The sequence below is a fragment of the Paraburkholderia sp. BL17N1 genome (assembly GCF_003634175.1).
Taxonomy (GTDB): Bacteria; Pseudomonadota; Gammaproteobacteria; order Burkholderiales; family Burkholderiaceae; genus Paraburkholderia.
In genome coordinates this window covers 2,893,688-2,910,486 of record NZ_RBIW01000002.1, presented here as the reverse complement: position 1 = coordinate 2,910,486, position 16,799 = coordinate 2,893,688, and the positions used below count along the sequence as shown (strand labels likewise).

The window sequence follows — 16,799 nt, the reverse complement described above, 5'->3', positions numbered from 1 at the left end:
AACCAATGCCCTTGCGATCCATCGAGCTTGTGCGTCACCATGCACATGGTATGCAACACGAAGCCCCACATGGGTAAAGCACTCGAAGTTCGACCGCGTAAATCCACCAACGTCACCTTGCCGCCGGAGGTGCTGGAGCGGGCCAAGCAGTGGGTTATTAATCTTTCGTGGGCGAGCGAGCGCGGCGTGCACGAAGAAATCCAGGAGGCGGAGGCGCGCCGTTGGGCGGACGATAACGCCGAGTTGGTCGCCGCTTACACCATGATGGTCGATCGCGACGGGCTTCCGCTCGCGAAATGGAGGACGTTTAAGGCAACGCTGATTAAGTCCACCGATCCGGTGCGTCAAGCGTTATAGAGATCGGATTGAATGAGGAAGGCGAACCAGGATGAAGCAGCAGACGCTGGCGATGGCAGCCGATCAAGGTGCGGGTTTTGAGACGCACCGCAAACGCACGCGGCGCGACGAGTTTCTCGACACGATGAATGCGATCGTGCCATGGGCGCAGTTGTGCGCGGTGATCGAGCCGCACTATCCGAAACGCGGCAATGGCCGCCCGCCAATTGGTCTGGAGCGCATGTTGCGGATTCACTTCATCCAGCACTGGTTCAATCTGGCCGACTTCGCCTGCGAAGAGGCACTGTACGACAGTGCTAGCCTGCGTCGCTTTGTGGGTATTGATCTGGGCTGCGAAGCCGTGCCGGACGCGACGACGCTGCTCAAATTCCGGTGCCTGCTGGAGACCCACCAACTGGGTGAGCAGCTCTTCGCCGAAGTGGGCCGGGTACTTCAGGCCAGCGGCATGAAGCTCAGGAGCGGCACCATCGTGGACGCCACGATCATCGGTGCGCCGAGCTCGACAAAGAATGAACAGAAGGCGCGCGACCCCGAGATGCATCAGACCCGCAAGGGTAAGCAGTGGTACTTCGGCATGAAGCTGCACATTGGTGTCGATAGCCAAAGCGGGCTGGCGCACAGCGCAGTGCTCACTCCGGCCAACGTGCATGACAAGCACCCGCTGCCGCAATTGCTGCACGGCCAGGAGCAGCGCGTCTACGGCGACAGCGCCTATGCGAGCCAGAAAGACCTGATTCACGGCAAGGCGCCGAAGGCACGCGACTTCACCAATCAGCGGACGCGTCGTGCGGGCGGAGAAGTCGACGAGGTGCAGCGCGGCAGGAATCGCAACAAGTCGAAGATCCGGGCCCGGGTCGAGCATGTCTTTGCGGTCGTGAAGCGACTATGGGGATTTACGAAGGTGCGCTATCGCGGGTTGGCAAAGAACGCCAACCGGGCGTTCGTCGCGCTCGCGCTGGCCAACGTCTACCTGTCGCGCAGGCAACTGACGGCATCGGTACGCCCATAGTGGGCCAAAGGCGGGCAAAGTGCCCGCCCACAAGGCCCGCGAGGGCCGCAAAGCAACGGCGCAAGCTCGGCCTCATGACTTGACGACGTTCAAATTGCTAACGCGTCGCCAATTTCGCGGCTTGTTCAGTGTAGCCTTAAAGGCCCGGTTCGATCTCTACACGAACCCCGACATTGAGACGCGCAAACTTGCGCCTTACCTACTCGACGTGCAAAGCATCCATGTCGGCATTCTGCCGGTGCGCATCGTGATTCTTCTGCAACCTCTCCGACATCTTGCCTTCTCCGGCAAACCATCCGACCTGCTTCCCGTTTTCGAAATCAGCGGCGAAGAATGTTTGCTTGATACGCTGGCATAAGCGCGGTTCCCCTGACCGCTCTCAGCAAGTGCATCGGTCCCCTCACAGATCGACGTTAGACCATCCTCGCGGCGCTCGCCCAGAACTTGGGCGCATACTGAGCGATAACAGGACGGCTTTGTTCAAATGGCACAACCCTCGTATCAGCAAATCAGGATCAAACTTCTAAACATTTATCTCGCGGTTGCGCTTCACCCTTGAAGCCGCCCCGGGAAACCGCGATTGGAGATGCAATGGAATTCAACAAGCATCAGGAAAGGCTCAAGCAGAGTGGCGCAACTATGCGTCCTGGTCCGCCGAGCCTATTGGCGAAGGTACTAGCCGTGGTGACAGGCGCTGCCCTACTCGTCGTGGGGTTCGCCGTTTCGCTCGTGATGTTGGCGGCGGTGCTTGGAGCAGGCATTTTGATCGGCGGTTTTGTCTGGTGGAAAACGCGCGATCTGCGCAAACAGCTTCGCGAGCAAGCAATGCGCGCACAGCAAACGCACGAGCAACAGGTGCACGTGCGTGCGGGACAACGCATGGATATCGACAACGTGGTCGAGGACGTCGAGTTCCACGACGAAACTCGACAGAAATAATCACGGCACCGTGACTGCGCATGCGCTCCGTTACCGGGTGCGGAGAGGAATGTTCAGTATGGCTCTGTCGCACCAAGGAGCTTTGTCAAGTCGAAGGCGTGCCATATAGAATGCCGTGACCAAGTGCGATCGCAGTCACGAGGTTCCTTTCAGCGTAGGCCGGCGGCAATTTCCCGGCTACACCGGCGCCGGGATGCTCGCGGCGGTGCTGCCCGGCTGCGGCAACGGCGACATCCAGTCGACGCCCTATCAGCAGACCATTGCGCTCGGTCAACAGATGATCCAGCAGGCCGTCAGCGATCCGTCGAATCCCGTCGCCGCGATCTCGATCGCGATGGTCAAGGGCAACACCGTGCGTTCTTCGCGACACTCGCCGAACTCCCGCGCTACGTGCTGTACGGCAACGATGATCTTCGCTATGAACTGATCGTGCCGCTGAGTGATACGCTCGGCGGCATGTCGATCAAGGTGCAGGGCAATTTTGGACGCGACCTCTACGAGATCCGTTTCGCGTCGACCACGGCAACTTCGCTGACGATCGGCAGTTCGATCTACCCGCGGATCCGACAGTGAGTCGTTCCATGACGCCGGGCCTCGCGGTCTGCGTCGACGGCATGGCGTTTCGCGTACGAGGCGCCTGGCGAGCATGCGGTGGTCTTCGGTTTGCCGCAGCGCGCGCACCATGTGTCGCTGCAATTTCTCGCGCAGAAACGACCTGGGATGGCTGTAAGAACGACGGCTTATCCGCAGCGACAGATTCTCCGCAGCAGCGACCGCTGACAAGCAACTTCGGCCACCTGCTGCATTGCTTTCAAACGCCGACTTCGCCGAGCAGAATTCGGTGGAAGTCAGTACGGAGTACGGCAGCCCTTCCCCATCGCCGGGGTCGGGCTTTGTGTTCGGGAAAGCTGTCGTGGATGCCGTTTGCCTGGACGGTCGGACTCACGATTACTCGCTGCGGCCCGAAGTAAGGTTTGCATTGATCCACGATGCCACGTCGGTGACCGGAATGGCGCGGTGTTGATTGAACGTCCCCTTCTTGTTCCATGCGACGCCCCGCCCTTCAGCAAAAGCCGCACGATACTCGCGTCATATCGTGCGGCAAGCGCCAACTCGTCCAGCAAATACTGCACGCTCCGCGTCGCCTCGCGATTCTCACGCGCGCCACTGACCACTGGCTGTCGCCGTATTTTTCTCGCCACCCTCGCAGAACTAACGAGCCGCGTGCGTCGACTTGCGCAACTTCGCCACGTCGTCCGCCGTCACCGCGGGCGCGCCGTTGTTCCATCCGGCCCGCACGAAAGTCAGCACATCCGCGATCTGCTGGTCGTTTAGCACCGGCGCGTACTTCGGCATCGGATACGGCGCGGGAATGCCGCCGATCACCAGGTCCTCGGTGCCGTTCAACGTCACGTTGATCAGCGACGACGGATCCTTCTCCAGCACGTTCGGATTGCCGGACAACGGCGCGAGCATCGGCGCGAAGCCGCGTCCATCGACACCGTGGCAGTGCATGCAATACGCCGTATAGACGCGCGCGCCGGCATCGTTCGCGGGACGGTTCAGCGACACCTTCGTCGCCTGCGGATCGTACTTATAAGGCGGCGCACCGTTGCCCCCTGACGGCGGCAGCGACTTCAGATACGTCGACATCGCCGCGATATCCGTATCGTTCATGCCCTGCGTGCTGTTGTTGATCACGCTGGTCATCGAACCGAATGCGGAGGCATGGCGATTCGCGCCGGTCTTCAGAAACGCCTGCAAGTCCTGATCGTTCCAGCGGCCCAGACCGACGTTCTGCTCGCCGGTGAGGTTCGCCGCGAACCAGCCGTCGAGCACGCCGCCGGTCAGGAACGCGCTGCCGCTTTCATCCAGCGCCTTTTCCTGGAACGCGATGCCGCGCGGCGTATGGCACGACCCGCAGTGTCCGAGCCCCTGAATCAGATACGCGCCCCGATTCCACGCGACGTCCTTGCCCGGCTTGTCCTGATAGACGCCTTTATCCAGGAACACCATGTTCCAGAACTTCAGCGGCCAGCGCATGTTCAACGGCCACTTGATGTCCGGCTCGCGATTCGCCTGCTGCACCGGCGCCACGCCGCTCATGAAATACGCGTACAGCGCTTTCATGTCGTCGTCGTTGACCTTGGCGTACGACGGATACGGCATCGCCGGATAGAGGTTGTGGCCGTCTTTCGCCACGCCTTCGCGCATCGCCCGCGCGAAGTCCTCTTCCGTATAGCCGCCAATGCCCGTCTGCGGGTCCGGCGTGATGTTGGTGGTGTAGATCTGGCCCATCGGCGTGGCCATCGGCAGGCCGCCCGCGAAGGGCTTGCCCTTCGGCGCCGTATGACAGGCGACGCAATCGCCGACGTTCGCCAGATAAGCGCCGCGTTGCACCAACGCCTGATCCGCCGCTCGCGCCGGAGTTTGCGCGAACAACGGCAGTGCCACGCACAACGCCGCGCCGAAACCCTTCAGTGTGTTTTTCATGTCGGGCTCCGTTCAGACGGTTTGCAGTTGGCTGCCGACCGGCAATTGCCGCAGCCGCTTGCCGGTGGCCGCATAAATCGCGTTGGTCAGCGCGGGCGCGAGCGCCGCCGTGCCGGGTTCGCCGATGCCACCGGGCGCCTCGCTGCTCTTCACGATATGCACATCGATAGGCGGTGTCTGATCGATCCGCAGCATCCGGTAATCGGTGAAATTGTTCTGCTCGACGCGGCCGTCCTTGATCGTGATCTCGCCGTAGAGCGCCGCCGTGATGCCGAAGATGATGCCGCCCTGCACTTGCGCTTCGACCGTGTTCGGATTGACCACCATGCCGCAATCGACCGCACACGTTACGTGCTTGACCGCCACCTCGCCCTGCTCCACCGCGACGTCCACCACCACCGCAAAGAAACTGCCGAACGCGTGCATGACCGACACGCCGCGCCCTTGGCCCTTCGGCACGGCGCTGCCCCAGTTCGCGGCCTGGGTGGCGACGTTGAGCACGTTCAGCGCGCGCGGTGTCTTGCCGAGCAGGTCCTGACGGTATTTGACCGGATCGACTTTCGCCTGCGCCGCGAGTTCGTCGATGAAACTCTCCACCACGAAGGTCCCGCGCGTCGGTCCCACGCCGCGCCAGAATGCGGTGGGCACCGTGCGCGGTTCCTGGCGAACGTAGTCGATCAACTGGTTGGGCAAGTCGTACGGCAGATCCGACGCGACTTCGACCGCGTCTGGATCGATGCCGTTCTTGAACGCGGGCGGCGCAAACCGCGCCAGTATCGAGGAGCCGACAATCCGGTGCTGCCATGCGACCGGTTTGCCATTCGCGTCGAGCCCGGCCGAAATCTTGTCGTAGTAATACGGGCGGTACATGTCGTGCTGAATGTCTTCCTCGCGTGTCCAGACCACTTTCACCGGCGTCGACACCTGCCTGGCCACCTTCACGGCTTGCGTGACCATGTCGAACTCGAGCCGCCGGCCGAAGCCGCCGCCGATCAGATGGTTGTGCACGACGATCTTGTCGGCGGGCAGACCCGTGACCGCCGCGGCGGCATCCACCACGCGCGTCGGCACCTGCGAGCCGAGCCAGACCTCGCAGCCGTCGGGGCGCACATGCACCGTGCAGTTGATCGGCTCCATGGTCGCGTGCGCGAGAAACGGCTGCTGATACACGGCGTCGACGCGTGTCTTCGCATTGGAGAACGCATTGCCGACGTCGCCGTCTTTACGCGCCACCGCGCCGTCGCGCTGCGAGGCATTGGCGAGGTCGTCGACGATCTGCTTCATCGACAGGTTCGCGCCCGCCCCTTCGTTCCATTTGATGACGAGCGCCTGCACGCCGCGTTTGGCGGCCCACGTGTGGTCGCCGATCACCGCGACCGCGTTGTCGATCTTGATGACCTGGCGCACGCCGGGGATTTTCTTCGCGTTGGTGTCGTCGACGCTGGCAAGCGTGCCGCCGAACACCGGGCAGTTCGCAATCGCCGCGTAGACCATGTCGGGCACGCGCACGTCGAGACCGAACATCGCGGTGCCGTCCACCTTCTCCGGCGAATCGAGGCGCTTAACCGCCGTACCAATCAGCTTGAAGTCCTTCGGGTCCTTGAGCTTGACGTTCTGCGGCACGGGCAGACCGGCAGCTGCCGTCGCCAGCTGACCGTAACCGATGCTGCGCTTGCTGGCCTCGTGAATCACCTGTCCGGCCTGCGCATGGCAGCTTGCCGGATCGACCTGCCATTGCTGCGCCGCCGCGCTGATCAGAATGGTGCGCGCAGTGGCGCCCGCTTTGCGCATCGGCTCCCACGCGTAGCGGATCGAGGTCGAGCCGCCCGTGAGCTGGCCGCCGAGCAGCGGATCCATAAAGAGCTTTTCGTTCGGCGGCGCGTGATCGATGGTGATCGTGTCGAGCGGCACTTCGAGTTCTTCGGCGATGAGCATCGGAATCGACGTGTAGACGCCCTGGCCCATCTCGACCTTCGGAATCACGAGCGTGACCTTGCCCGCGGTATCGATCTGGATGAACGCGTTCGGCGCGAACACGCCGCTTTGCGGCGTTTCTACGCCGTCGCCGCCGATCACCGATTTGCCGGCCTTCTCATCCTGGCTCGCGGCCGGCATGCTGAAGCCGAGCAGCAGGCCGCCGCCCGCCGCCGCGCCGACCGTCACGCCGAACTTCAGAAAGCTGCGGCGTGAAAAGCCAGCTGCGGCGCGCGCGCCGGCCTTCGACGCTTGCGCGCCGTTCTGTGAATCAAGCAGACCTTGGGACATATCAAGCCCCCTTGGCGGCTTGCTTGATCGCCGCGCGGATACGGTTGTAGGTTCCACAGCGGCAGATATTGCCGGCCATGGCGGCGTCGATGTCCGCATCGGTAGGATTGGGGTTGCCTGCCAGCAGCGACGCCGCCGACATGACCTGCCCCGACTGACAGTAGCCGCATTGCACCACGTCCAGTTGGCGCCAGGCCTGCTGCACCTTCTGACCGGCCGGCGTGCTGCCCACCGCTTCGATCGTCGTGATCTTTTTATCGCCGACGGCCGCTACCGGCAATACGCACGAGCGCACCGCCACGCCGTCGAGGTGCACGGTGCACGCGCCGCATTGGGCAATGCCGCAACCGAACTTCGTGCCGGTCAGACCGACGATATCGCGCAAGACCCACAAGAGAGGCATGTCGGGCGGCGCGTCGACGGTGTGCGTCTGGCCATTGATATTCAGCGTTGTCATGGAGCGGCTCCGAGTGGGGTTTATTGTTTATCAAGCTGTTTAGACAGGGGCGTCAGACCAAAACATAAAGACTCGCCGCGTTTATTCGACTAACTGGACTAATACGCATGGTGTTTTTCCGGTCCTTGAAAACGGCGATAAATGCATGGGCGCGAACCTGCCGATACTGACCGGCGAATTGTAGACGCGCATTAAAAAATTCGCCTCGTGGCTGCACACTGCGGTCAGCCCGATGCATTTCGCGGGTGCTGAGTGCGCGGTTGAAAGGTGTTTTTAATCGACGGCAAACGATCCGCGCATCGGCCTTGATGATCGGCCTCTATACGCCAGTGAATCTAGTTGAATCAATGCCGGGCGATTTTGTTAGCATGGATCCGGTCTGACTATCCGAAGGAGCAGCACACATGGACGACTCGCAATGCACTCAATTCCTCTCGGACATTCGCCGGCCGCTGTTGGCGCTGCACAAAGCCATTCTCGATCACGAACGTGCCGTGTACGAAAAGGAATTTGGCCCGGTCACACCGGCAGCTTTCCTGCAGGTGCTCATCAACGGGTCGGGGTTCCGCTGGCTCGCGGCGCTCTCGACAGTCATAGCGAACGTCGACGAAATTCTCGACGATAAGGAAGCCGAAGCCGCCGACCGCATCGCCGCGGCCGAAGCGGTGACGGGACTTTTCTCGCCGGACCAGCCGAACAATACTTTTTTGCCACGCTATCTGCCGCTGTTGCAGGCCGATCCGGCGATCCTGCATCACCATGGCCAGGTGTCGCAGTTGTTACGCGGGTACGAATCGAAGTAGCCGGTTGCGCGCGGCCTTCTGCGCTCGTGTGGTGCGAGTTCGGGCCGCGCTGATCGTGTGGCGCGTTGCGTTCACCCGCCTCGGCTCCCGAATTTCCTCACCATTGAATACGCGCGCTTCGACCCATCGCGCCGTGTCTGCGCGATGACGGCATGGGTGCGCCGTCGTCGCGATTACCAGGGTTTTCGAACACGTCCAACGCAACGAGGCCTTGTTTCAGGCCAATTTATGCGCGATTCGTAAGAGTGCGTGTTGCCGGCCTCGCTCGTTTTCGATTGAAACGAGTGCGCGATCTGGTCATGGCTCAATTTGCCTGGCTTTGCTGAATAAAACAAAGGTGAGCTTCTGCGGGAGATCTTCTGCGGGAGCTACGAAAAGCCGGTCAGCATGCTTCACGAAGCCCTGCTAAGGTAGGCAGACCTTCTTGCAACGCTCATCGCCATGCAAATCTGGCCGCTCCCCGAAAGCTATGCCTTCCGCGATCAAACCGTGCGTTTCAACGTGACGGGCAATGGTCCGCCGCTGGTGCTGGTTCACGGCACGCCGTTTTCTTCATATGTGTGGCATCGCATTGCACCGCATCTCGCCCAGACACGCACTGTCTATTACTACGATCTGCTCGGCTACGGGCAATCCGAACAGCGCGACGGCGCGGACGTCTCGCTCGGCGTGCAGAACGCCTTGCTGGCGGAATTGCTCGCGCATTGGCAACTGACAAGCCCGGACGTCATCGCGCACGATTTCGGCGGCGCGACTTCATTGCGCGCGCATCTGATCGATGGCTGCGACTACCGCAGCCTCACGCTGATCGATCCGGTAGCGGTCGCGCCATGGGGTTCGCCGTTCGTGCGGCATGTGCGCGATCACGGCGACGCGTTTGCCGGACTGCCGCCGTACATTCACGAGGCGGTGGTGAAAGCGTATGTGCGCGGCGCGATCGCGCGCGAGATTGCGGACGACGAACTCGCGCCCTATGTGACGCCATGGCTCGGCGCAACCGGCCAGCCCGCGTTCTACCGGCAGATTGCGCAAATGGATCAGCGCTACACCGACGAGGTCGAAGCGCGCTATGCGCAGCTACGTTGCCCGGTGCAAATTCTGTGGGGCGAAGAAGACCAGTGGATTCCACTGGCGCGCGGCCGTCAACTGGCCGCGGCCATACCGGAAGCGCGCTTTCAGGCGGTGCCGAAAGCCGGCCATCTGATGCAGGAAGACGCGCCGGAAGCGATCGTCGCCGTGGCGCTGCTGTGGCTGGATTGAAGGCGCGCGCCTAGCCGCGTCCTTGGGGCAGGTACGGCATCGGATCGATCGGTTTGCCGTCGCGGCGCAACTCGAAACCCACGGAAACGCGCGAGTTCTTTTCGTCGCCCATCTCCGCGATCTGCTGCCCCTGCATGACGATATCGCCGGTTTTGACCAGCAGCTTGCGGTTGTGCGAGTAGGCGGTCAGAAAGTCCTTGTTGTGCTGGACGATGATCAGACTGCCGTAGCTGTTCAGGCCCGTGCCGGCGTACATCACCTTGCCGTCGGCCGCGGCGCGTACCGGATCGCCCGGCCTGCCGCCGATTTCGATGCCGCGTGTTTCGCCCGGCTGGAATCCCTCGACCACCCGTCCGCCCGCGGGCCAGGCCAGCGCTACGCCGTTCGCGTGCCGTGCGGTTTGATGCGCCACTTCGCGTGCTTCAGCGGAGCTAGGCGCCGGCGACTGCGGGGCTTGCGCGGTCTGCGCGGCTTGCGACGGTAACTGCGTAGCGCCCGGCGCCAACGCCGGCTGCCGCGCGGCGACCGAAGCACTCGATGCGGACGCCGCCGCGGCTTTCGCTGCCGCATTGGCGGCATTGGCCGCATTCACCGCCCGCACCGTTTCCGGCGACGCGACATGCAAGACCTGTCCCAACTTCAACCGCGAGGACGCCTTCAATCCGTTCCACGCCTGCAACTGCTTCACGCTGCAATGATGATGCTGCGCGATGCGCGCCAGGCTGTCGCCACGTTTGACGCGATACACGAGCGGCGGCGAATTCTTGAGCAGCGCGCTCCCGTCGGCATTGATGCCGGGCGGTGCAACCGCTGTCGCATCGGAGGCCGGCGCGGTTGCCGCCGGCGCACCGGACGCGGGCGCTGCGCCCGCTGCCGCGCCTGTCTGCGCGCCCTGCTGGCCCACATTCGCACAACCGCTGACCGCCAGCGCGACCCATACGCCAGCCAGACTGGCCATCATTGTTCTGTCGAAGCGCTTTCCCATCTTGTTCGACTCCTGCCTCGTTCATTGGCGAGCTGGATGTTGCCTTGTCGCAAGCGATGCGCACGCCCGCACGGCGCGCTGCTTTCCCTGCGACACGACAAAGCCGCCTCGTGCGGCGCTCGCCCTCACCTTGCCGACCAATCCAACCCCTCGCCTTCACAAGCTGCCGAACACTTGGACGCGCCCATGGCGCCCGCCGAAACAGCCGATCTTCCGCGGAAAGGGCCAGATTGCCGATTAAAATTCAAGCGGAATTGTAAAGTGCGTTTTATACAAAACGCGTCGAGCCACATACTTTGATACAAACCTTACGCTGGGTATTGCGGAAAACGTTGCGCATGCAACGTGAACGCGCGGCGCGTGCCCGTCAGGCATCCGCATGACCGTCGCAATTCCGGTTGTTGCAGGACCGCGTTTCGTGTACTGCGGCGGATCGGGTGCGCGTTTGCAATTCATGCAAAAGGCACCTGCGGCCCCACCTCGGCAAACGCGCGATAACGTTTGCATTAACGGCAGAGTGGCGTGAAAACTTGAATCGTCAGCGGGTGGCGACCGTGGGAGTGAAGTGAGAGTCGTCGCGGCGCTCGGACGGAACGGCGTCCGTCCGGCGCGACCGGACAGGGCTAGCTGTAATACTGCCCCTGGTATTTCACGTAACCGACCGGGTGATGCGTGAAGTGCAGCACCGGCAGAACGGGATTGCGATTGTCTTCGGTGGGATAGGCTTTGGCGTCGGGGATGTACTCGCCCTGGGCTTCGATCGGCTCGCCTGCCTGCAAGTTGGGAATCTCATGCGCGAGGCCCTCGTTGTCGCCGAACCGCACGGCGACGAAGACCTCGGTGCCCACGAGATTTTCCGTACCGCCTTCGAACTTCACCACAGTGTCGATCTTGATGACGAAGTGCTGGTGATTGGCGCCGTTGTGATTTTCCGGGCTGGCGAACACCTTGCTGATCGTGCCTTGCACGCAGGCCAGCGGCGCGCCCAGCGAATAAACGTAACTATGATGCGGAAGGATCTCCGTCGCGCGATTGCTCATGAAGTCTCCGTGAAAGGAATCTGCCTTGCCTACGGCGGAAACGTAAGGGCGCGCCGCAAGCCGGTAGCGGCGCGATACCATTTGAGCAGACCATGGCGCGCGAGTTCATTGCGCGACATCACGAGGAGGCACGATGACCGAAGCGGCGCAAGCAAAAACCGACGCCCTTAACAACCCGAGGCGTCGGTTTCTGCGAATGCCTGCGCACAGCGCCCTGACGGTAGGCGCCGGAAGCACATCAAAGGTTCAACGCAGTGCTTTCACCGCATCCGCCGTCACATCGGCAGGCTGGCCGCCCCACGTCGCACGCAGATAATTGGCGAGTTGCGCGAGTTCCATATCGCTGAGTTGCGTGGCGAAGCCGGGCATCTCCTGCATCCGTTCGAGGCCCGGAAAATCCTGCGCGCCGATGCCGTCGAGCATCGCCGCAATCAGATTGTGGGCATCGCTTTGACGCAGCGTCGAATTGCCGTGCATCGGCACGGCAACATGCGGCTTGCCCTCGCCGTTCAATCCATGACAGCCCGCGCACACGCCCAGATACACGTTGCGCCCTGCTTCGAGCTGAGCGGCGTCCGCGGAAACCGGCTGCAGCGGTTGCGGCGCGGGGGCCTGGTCGCCGAGCAGGTAGGTCGAGATCGCGCGCAAGTCCTCATGCGTCAGGTACTGGCTGCTCAGATGCACCACGGGATACATCTCGCCGAATGCCGAGCCCTGCGGCGCGATGCCGGTGGCGAAGAACGTCTGCAAATCCGCCGCGGTCCAGCCGCGAGCCGCGAGACCATGCGGCGTGATATCCGGCGCCGCGATCCGGCCAAGCGCCGCGCCGGTCAACGGCTTGGCACCGTCGAGCTGGCCGAACGTGCCGCGCGGCGTATGACACTCGGTGCAATGGCCGAGCGCGCTCGCCAGATAGCGTCCGCGATTCCACTGCGCCGTCTGTCCCGTCGACGCATCCGGCAACGCGTCTTCCAGGAACATCCAGTTCCAGAAACGCACGCCGAAACGCAGCGTGAACGGGAACGACAGTTCGGGCTCGTGGTTCGCCACCGCGGCCGGCTTCTGCGCCATCAGGTACGCGTAGATCGCATCGCTGTCCGCGCGCGACAGCCGGCGGTACGACGTGTACGGCATGGCCGGATAGAGCCGCTTGCCCGGTGCCACGCCGTCGTGCAGCGCCTTGTACAGGTCGTCCGCGCTCCAGTTGCCGATACCGTGGTCCTTGTCCGGCGTGATGTTCGTGCCGTAGAAGGTGCCGAACGGCGAAGCCAGCTTCACGCCGCCGGCGAACGGCGCGCCGTCTGCCGCGGTGTGGCAGGCGGCGCAATCGGCGGCTTTGACGAGGTAGCGGCCGCGCGCGAGTGGATCGGCGGCGGTGGCTTGCGGTCCCAATGCGGCGGCCGCGGCCAGTGCGGCGGAGTCGTCGTGCTTACCGCCGCACGCGCTCAGCGTGAGCACCGTACCGAGCAGCAAGAGCGTGCGGCGCAAGGTGATGGGTCGCCTCATTGTGCGGCGTCCTTTACGAGGCCCGGCGTCGTCAGCACGACTTCCTTCACGGCTTCGTAGTAGCGCACGTAGCCCGTGCAGCGGCAGATGTGATCGTTCAACGCTTCGGTAATGGTTTCCTCGACGTTGTCTCTAGCGACCGGCTGACGCTTCAGGCGTTCGATCAACACGGTCGCCGCATTGACGAAGCCCGGCGTGCAATAGCCGCACTGAAAACTGAAGTGCTCGAGAAACTTCTGCTGGATCGGCGCCAGTGCGACGACCTCGCCGGCTTCGTTGCGCTTCGCGTGGCCTTCGATCGTGCGAATGGACTTGCCGTGAAAAAAATTCGCGCCGGTGATGCAGGTGCGCACTTCTTCGCTGCTGCCGTCCGGTTTGTCGACGATCACCACACACGCGTGGCAAACACCCTGGCCGCAGCCGAGGCGCGAGCCGGTCAAGTGAAGGTACTCGTGCAAATAGTCGATCATCATCAGGCCGGCGGGCACATCGGTGGGGCCGACGATCTCGCCGTTCACCTTGATCGACAACGGCATCGAGCGGAATTGCGTCAGCGGTCGCTCGACCGCGCTGGCTGCGGACGCACCCGCAGGCGCGCTGGCAGCGACGGCAGCCGAAGCCGCGGCGACGCCGCTCGCCTGAGTGGCAAAAGAACCGCTTGCAGAGGCGGCGTAAGCGCTGCTTGCGGAAGCGCCACTTGCTGCAGCAGCGCTTACCGCGCCACTAGCGACATTTGCGTTGGTTTGATTGGGGGCCGTCATGCGAGCACCTCCTGAATACGTTGCGGGGTGACCGGCAGGTCGGTAAAGCGATGCCCGATCGCGTGCGCGATTCCGTTCACGATGGCGCCGACCACGGGAATCATCACCACTTCGGCGATGCCCTTCGGCGGATCGGTTTCGGTCAGCGGCGGCAGCACTTCGCCGGTCTGCGTCCAGACGGCGACGTCCGTCGCGCGCGGCAAGTGGTAACGATTGAAGTTCCATGTCCCGTTGCCGGGGCCGTCTTCGTAGAGCGGCAGATATTCATGCAGCGCGTGGCCGATGCCCATGGCCAGACCGCCTTGCAACTGGCCGGACACGAGTTGCGGCGAGATCTGATTGCCGCATTCCATGATCGAGTGATGCGCGAGCAGCTCGACCTTGCCGCTTGCTTCATGCACCGACAGTTCGACCAGCGTGCCGACCGCGCTGTAGTACGTCACGGCCGCGTTGTTGCGCTGGACCGGCGGAATGAACACACGCTGACGATCCAGCACGCGATAGCGATTCGGCGTGGTCTGCGTCTTCTGCTTATCGGCAGACGCGCTGTCGCCGTAGCGCACCGCGAGCCCGTCGAGCGGCCAGCGCTCGATGCTGCCGTCGATCTCGAAGTCCGCTTCGGTCCACTGCCACCGGTTGAACACGTGCACGGTCGCGCCGGTCACGAGTCCGAGTTCGTGAGCCTTGTTCGCGAGCTGTTCGAACGGCAGCGCTTCGAGGCCTGCCGCGGAGAGCTTGCCGTCGACCCAGCGCGCGTCTTCGATACGCACCAGCAACGGCGCGGCCTGGCCGCCGCCAATGCCCTGGCTCCAGATCGACATCGCCGCCGGCCACAGACCATGCGTGAACACGACGCGCGCCGCTTCGCGCGTGCTGTGCGTGAAGTAGTAAGCGGAATTCGTCGCGCTCGAGGGCGACGCGTAACCCGGCGACCAGCGCGGATTCGCCGCGAGTTTGTCCTGATCGGCTTGCGACATCATGTACGGATCGCCGCTCGTCACCACGGGCAGATCGGGCCAGTCGGTGATGGCGACGTGCACGTCGGTGGCCGGCTTGCCGAGCCATTTCGCCACCGCGACGGCCTGCGAGGTCGACATGCCGGTGCCGATTTCGGCGGCCGTGTGTTGCAGGCTGATCTTGCCGTCGGCACTGAATTCGACCTTCGCGAACGAAGTCTCCGCGCCGGTGCCGAAGTCCTTCTGCACGCACGCGAAGCCGACGCCGTAACGCTTGCCCGGATGCGCCGCTTCGAACTCGGCCTTGCGCTTCGCGCGGTTCGTCCACAGCGGATGCAGCTTGGCTTTGTTCAGCACATCGTCGACGCGAATCGCGCCGGCCGGCACTGCGCCTTGCGTGTTCTTCATGCCGGAACGCAACGCATTTTTCAGGCGGAACTCGATCGGATCGAGTTCGAGCTGCGCGGCGATTTCATCGATCATCATCTCGGTCGCGGCCATGCTCTGCAGCGTGCCGTAGCCGCGTGCGGAACCCGCGTCGATCGCGCGCGAAGCAATCGCCACCGCCGACAGATCGTTCTTCGGGAAGTAATAGATCGACTGCGCGGCCGTCGCACCGACCATTGCCACCGACGGCGAGAAGTTGCAACGTCCGCCGCCGTTCGCTTCCATCTGCGCCTTGAACGATTGCAGCAGGCCGGTTTTTTTATCGACGGCGATGCGGTAGTTCATCTTGAACGCGTGGCGCTTCAACGAAGTCTGGAACTGCTCGTAGCGATCGTTGGCGAGGCGCACGGGACGGCCGTCCGAATACATTGCGCAAACGAGGCCGTAGAACGGCACGTTGAAGTGATCCTTGGAACCGTAGCCCACCGTGTAACACGGGTGGAGGAACAGATGCTTCACCGGGAACGCGCACTTCGCGACCATCTCGGCCGCGCTGTCGGCAACCTCCGACGGCGCCTGGGTCGGCACGACCATATGCAGCGATTGCGTCGCCGCGTCGTACCAGCAGTTCGCGTTGTCGGGCTCGAGCGCGGCCGTGTCGATCGACTGCGTGTTGTACTCGCGCTCCATCACCAGCCAGTCGGCCGACGGCTGATCGAGTTCCTGCTGGATGCGCGCGGCGTGGAACATGCCCTGCTCGTCGAGCTTGCCGTGTTCGACGCCGTCCGGCCACACCGGCTGGTGCTTGCGCATCATGCTCGGGAAAACAGGCGCGTCTTTCAGACTGGAGAAGGTGTCGTCGTCGTACGGCGTCTTGCCGCCGACGCGCACGAAGCGGAACGTGCCCCACGGATCGCGTTCGAGCGCGCCGGTCGACGCTCCGTAACGGATGATCTGATCCTGAAACTTCAGCTTGTCTTTTGCGAAGCGGAAGCGCGCGAAGTCGTGATAGATCAGGATCGCCACCGCCTGGCCGAGATACGCGGGCGTCTTGCCCGGCGGCAACAGCATGTCGTCGCCGTAGAAAGCCGGGAAGATCAGGCCGTCGCGCGCCAGATCGGCAGCGGTGATCACGCGGTCCGGCTTCAGTTCGTCGCCGAGCAGCGACAGGTCGAAGCCTTCGTAGCTGCGGTCGGCTTGCGTCGTGCGCAGAATGAAAGCGTGCGATTGCTGCTGCGGCCAGTGCGGCATGTCGGCGGCGCGAATGTCGCGCGCGAACACTTTCGAGCCCGTAACTTTGGAGATCCCGTCGATGCGGAATTTCGCCTGACCGTTGGCCGCATCCCACTGCACGGGCGTCAGGATTTTCTCTTCGAACAACGCAGCGAATGCGCGGCTGCCCATCGGCGCGATATACACCGACACACCCGCCAACACGCTGGCCTTCAGAAAACTGCGACGCGAAAGGTCGAGTTTCCCCATGGACTTCTCCTTTAGTGAATACGGCGGCAACCCGGCCTCGCGGGGCTTCCATCGAGGCGGCCCGCGAGGCAACGGTTCCGGCGTCGTCAGAAAGACGCG

General features: G+C 63.0%; 16 protein-coding genes and 1 pseudogene. 8 read left to right on the top strand and 9 right to left on the bottom strand.

Annotated elements, in window-relative coordinates; genetic code table 11:
• Positions 1-69: 69 nt before the first annotated feature.
• The 6 genes from B0G82_RS32960 (at position 70) to B0G82_RS40755 (ending at position 2,878) form a co-directional block, all read left to right on the top strand.
• Positions 70-357, top strand: a complete 288-nt coding sequence (locus tag B0G82_RS32960) for a type II toxin-antitoxin system CcdA family antitoxin (RefSeq protein WP_241974928.1) — start codon at positions 70-72, stop codon at positions 355-357.
• Positions 358-388: 31 nt separating this feature from the next.
• Entirely contained in the window at positions 389-1,366 is a 978-nt protein-coding gene (locus B0G82_RS32955) for an IS5 family transposase (RefSeq protein WP_121310333.1), read from the top strand.
• Between the two features lie 19 nt (positions 1,367-1,385).
• On the top strand, positions 1,386-1,724 hold the full coding sequence (locus B0G82_RS32950) for a CcdB family protein (protein ID WP_121310332.1): 339 nt from the start codon (positions 1,386-1,388) through the stop codon (positions 1,722-1,724).
• A gap of 233 nt (positions 1,725-1,957) precedes the next feature.
• Positions 1,958-2,305: a hypothetical protein gene (locus B0G82_RS32945; protein WP_116144287.1), complete on the top strand. Its 348-nt coding sequence runs from the start codon at positions 1,958-1,960 to the stop codon at positions 2,303-2,305.
• A gap of 115 nt (positions 2,306-2,420) precedes the next feature.
• Positions 2,421-2,732: a hypothetical protein gene (locus B0G82_RS40760; protein WP_241974926.1), complete on the top strand. Its 312-nt coding sequence runs from the start codon at positions 2,421-2,423 to the stop codon at positions 2,730-2,732.
• Between the two features lie 2 nt (positions 2,733-2,734).
• Positions 2,735-2,878 (top strand): hypothetical protein, encoded by a 144-nt coding sequence (locus tag B0G82_RS40755; RefSeq protein ID WP_241974924.1) that lies wholly within the window; start codon positions 2,735-2,737, stop codon positions 2,876-2,878.
• Between the two features lie 375 nt (positions 2,879-3,253).
• Here B0G82_RS40755 and B0G82_RS40750 read toward each other — a convergent pair.
• The 4 genes and pseudogenes from B0G82_RS40750 to B0G82_RS32915 form a co-directional block, all read right to left on the bottom strand.
• Positions 3,254-3,441: pseudogene (locus B0G82_RS40750) on the bottom strand (aromatic alcohol reductase); the annotation flags it as partial.
• Positions 3,442-3,517: 76 nt separating this feature from the next.
• A complete protein-coding gene (locus tag B0G82_RS32925) occupies positions 3,518-4,798 on the bottom strand; it encodes a cytochrome c (protein WP_121310331.1) in 1,281 nt (426 codons plus the stop codon).
• 12 nt (positions 4,799-4,810) lie between these two features.
• Complete coding sequence (locus B0G82_RS32920) at positions 4,811-7,063, bottom strand: xanthine dehydrogenase family protein molybdopterin-binding subunit (protein ID WP_121310330.1); 2,253 nt, start codon at positions 7,061-7,063, stop codon at positions 4,811-4,813.
• Between the two features lies 1 nt (position 7,064).
• Positions 7,065-7,520 (bottom strand): (2Fe-2S)-binding protein, encoded by a 456-nt coding sequence (locus B0G82_RS32915; protein ID WP_121310329.1) that lies wholly within the window; start codon positions 7,518-7,520, stop codon positions 7,065-7,067.
• A gap of 404 nt (positions 7,521-7,924) precedes the next feature.
• On the opposite strand from B0G82_RS32915, the gene B0G82_RS32910 reads away from it, so the two are divergent.
• Entirely contained in the window at positions 7,925-8,323 is a 399-nt protein-coding gene (locus B0G82_RS32910) for a hypothetical protein (protein WP_106280784.1), read from the top strand.
• Between the two features lie 441 nt (positions 8,324-8,764).
• A complete protein-coding gene (locus tag B0G82_RS32905; protein WP_121310328.1) occupies positions 8,765-9,583 on the top strand; it encodes an alpha/beta hydrolase in 819 nt (272 codons plus the stop codon).
• 10 nt (positions 9,584-9,593) lie between these two features.
• Here the strand turns inward: B0G82_RS32905 and B0G82_RS32900 are convergent, their stop codons facing one another.
• The 5 genes from B0G82_RS32900 to B0G82_RS32880 form a co-directional block, all read right to left on the bottom strand.
• Positions 9,594-10,568: a peptidoglycan DD-metalloendopeptidase family protein gene (locus tag B0G82_RS32900; RefSeq protein ID WP_121310327.1), complete on the bottom strand. Its 975-nt coding sequence runs from the start codon at positions 10,566-10,568 to the stop codon at positions 9,594-9,596.
• A 623-nt stretch (positions 10,569-11,191) separates the two neighbouring features.
• The gene (locus B0G82_RS32895) at positions 11,192-11,608 is read right to left on the bottom strand and encodes a hypothetical protein (RefSeq protein WP_116144279.1); all 417 of its coding nucleotides are present in this window, start codon (positions 11,606-11,608) and stop codon (positions 11,192-11,194) included.
• 246 nt (positions 11,609-11,854) lie between these two features.
• A complete protein-coding gene (locus B0G82_RS32890) occupies positions 11,855-13,114 on the bottom strand; it encodes a cytochrome c (protein WP_121310326.1) in 1,260 nt (419 codons plus the stop codon).
• The gene (locus B0G82_RS32885; RefSeq protein WP_121310325.1) at positions 13,111-13,875 is read right to left on the bottom strand and encodes a (2Fe-2S)-binding protein; all 765 of its coding nucleotides are present in this window, start codon (positions 13,873-13,875) and stop codon (positions 13,111-13,113) included. The genes B0G82_RS32890 and B0G82_RS32885 overlap by 4 nt, the downstream gene beginning before the upstream one ends.
• Positions 13,872-16,700 (bottom strand): molybdopterin cofactor-binding domain-containing protein, encoded by a 2,829-nt coding sequence (locus B0G82_RS32880; RefSeq protein WP_121310324.1) that lies wholly within the window; start codon positions 16,698-16,700, stop codon positions 13,872-13,874. Before B0G82_RS32880 ends, B0G82_RS32885 begins: the two co-directional genes overlap by 4 nt.
• Between the last annotated feature and the right edge of the window lie 99 nt (positions 16,701-16,799).

Bases quoted from the DNA above. Each gene is read 5' to 3' on its own strand.
- B0G82_RS32880 (WP_121310324.1), bottom strand. From the start codon at position 16,700: ATGGGGAAACTCGACCTTTCGCGTCGCAGTTTTCTGAAGGCCAGCGTG.
- B0G82_RS32905 (WP_121310328.1), top strand. From the start codon at position 8,765: ATGCAAATCTGGCCGCTCCCCGAAAGCTATGCCTTCCGCGATCAAACC.
- B0G82_RS32895 (WP_116144279.1), bottom strand. From the start codon at position 11,608: ATGAGCAATCGCGCGACGGAGATCCTTCCGCATCATAGTTACGTTTAT.
- B0G82_RS32900 (WP_121310327.1), bottom strand. From the start codon at position 10,568: ATGGGAAAGCGCTTCGACAGAACAATGATGGCCAGTCTGGCTGGCGTA.
- B0G82_RS32910 (WP_106280784.1), top strand. From the start codon at position 7,925: ATGGACGACTCGCAATGCACTCAATTCCTCTCGGACATTCGCCGGCCG.
- B0G82_RS32885 (WP_121310325.1), bottom strand. From the start codon at position 13,875: ATGACGGCCCCCAATCAAACCAACGCAAATGTCGCTAGTGGCGCGGTA.
- B0G82_RS32925 (WP_121310331.1), bottom strand. From the start codon at position 4,798: ATGAAAAACACACTGAAGGGTTTCGGCGCGGCGTTGTGCGTGGCACTG.
- B0G82_RS32920 (WP_121310330.1), bottom strand. From the start codon at position 7,063: ATGTCCCAAGGTCTGCTTGATTCACAGAACGGCGCGCAAGCGTCGAAG.
- B0G82_RS32945 (WP_116144287.1), top strand. From the start codon at position 1,958: ATGGAATTCAACAAGCATCAGGAAAGGCTCAAGCAGAGTGGCGCAACT.
- B0G82_RS32890 (WP_121310326.1), bottom strand. From the start codon at position 13,114: ATGAGGCGACCCATCACCTTGCGCCGCACGCTCTTGCTGCTCGGTACG.
- B0G82_RS32915 (WP_121310329.1), bottom strand. From the start codon at position 7,520: ATGACAACGCTGAATATCAATGGCCAGACGCACACCGTCGACGCGCCG.
- B0G82_RS32955 (WP_121310333.1), top strand. From the start codon at position 389: ATGAAGCAGCAGACGCTGGCGATGGCAGCCGATCAAGGTGCGGGTTTT.
- B0G82_RS32960 (WP_241974928.1), top strand. From the start codon at position 70: ATGGGTAAAGCACTCGAAGTTCGACCGCGTAAATCCACCAACGTCACC.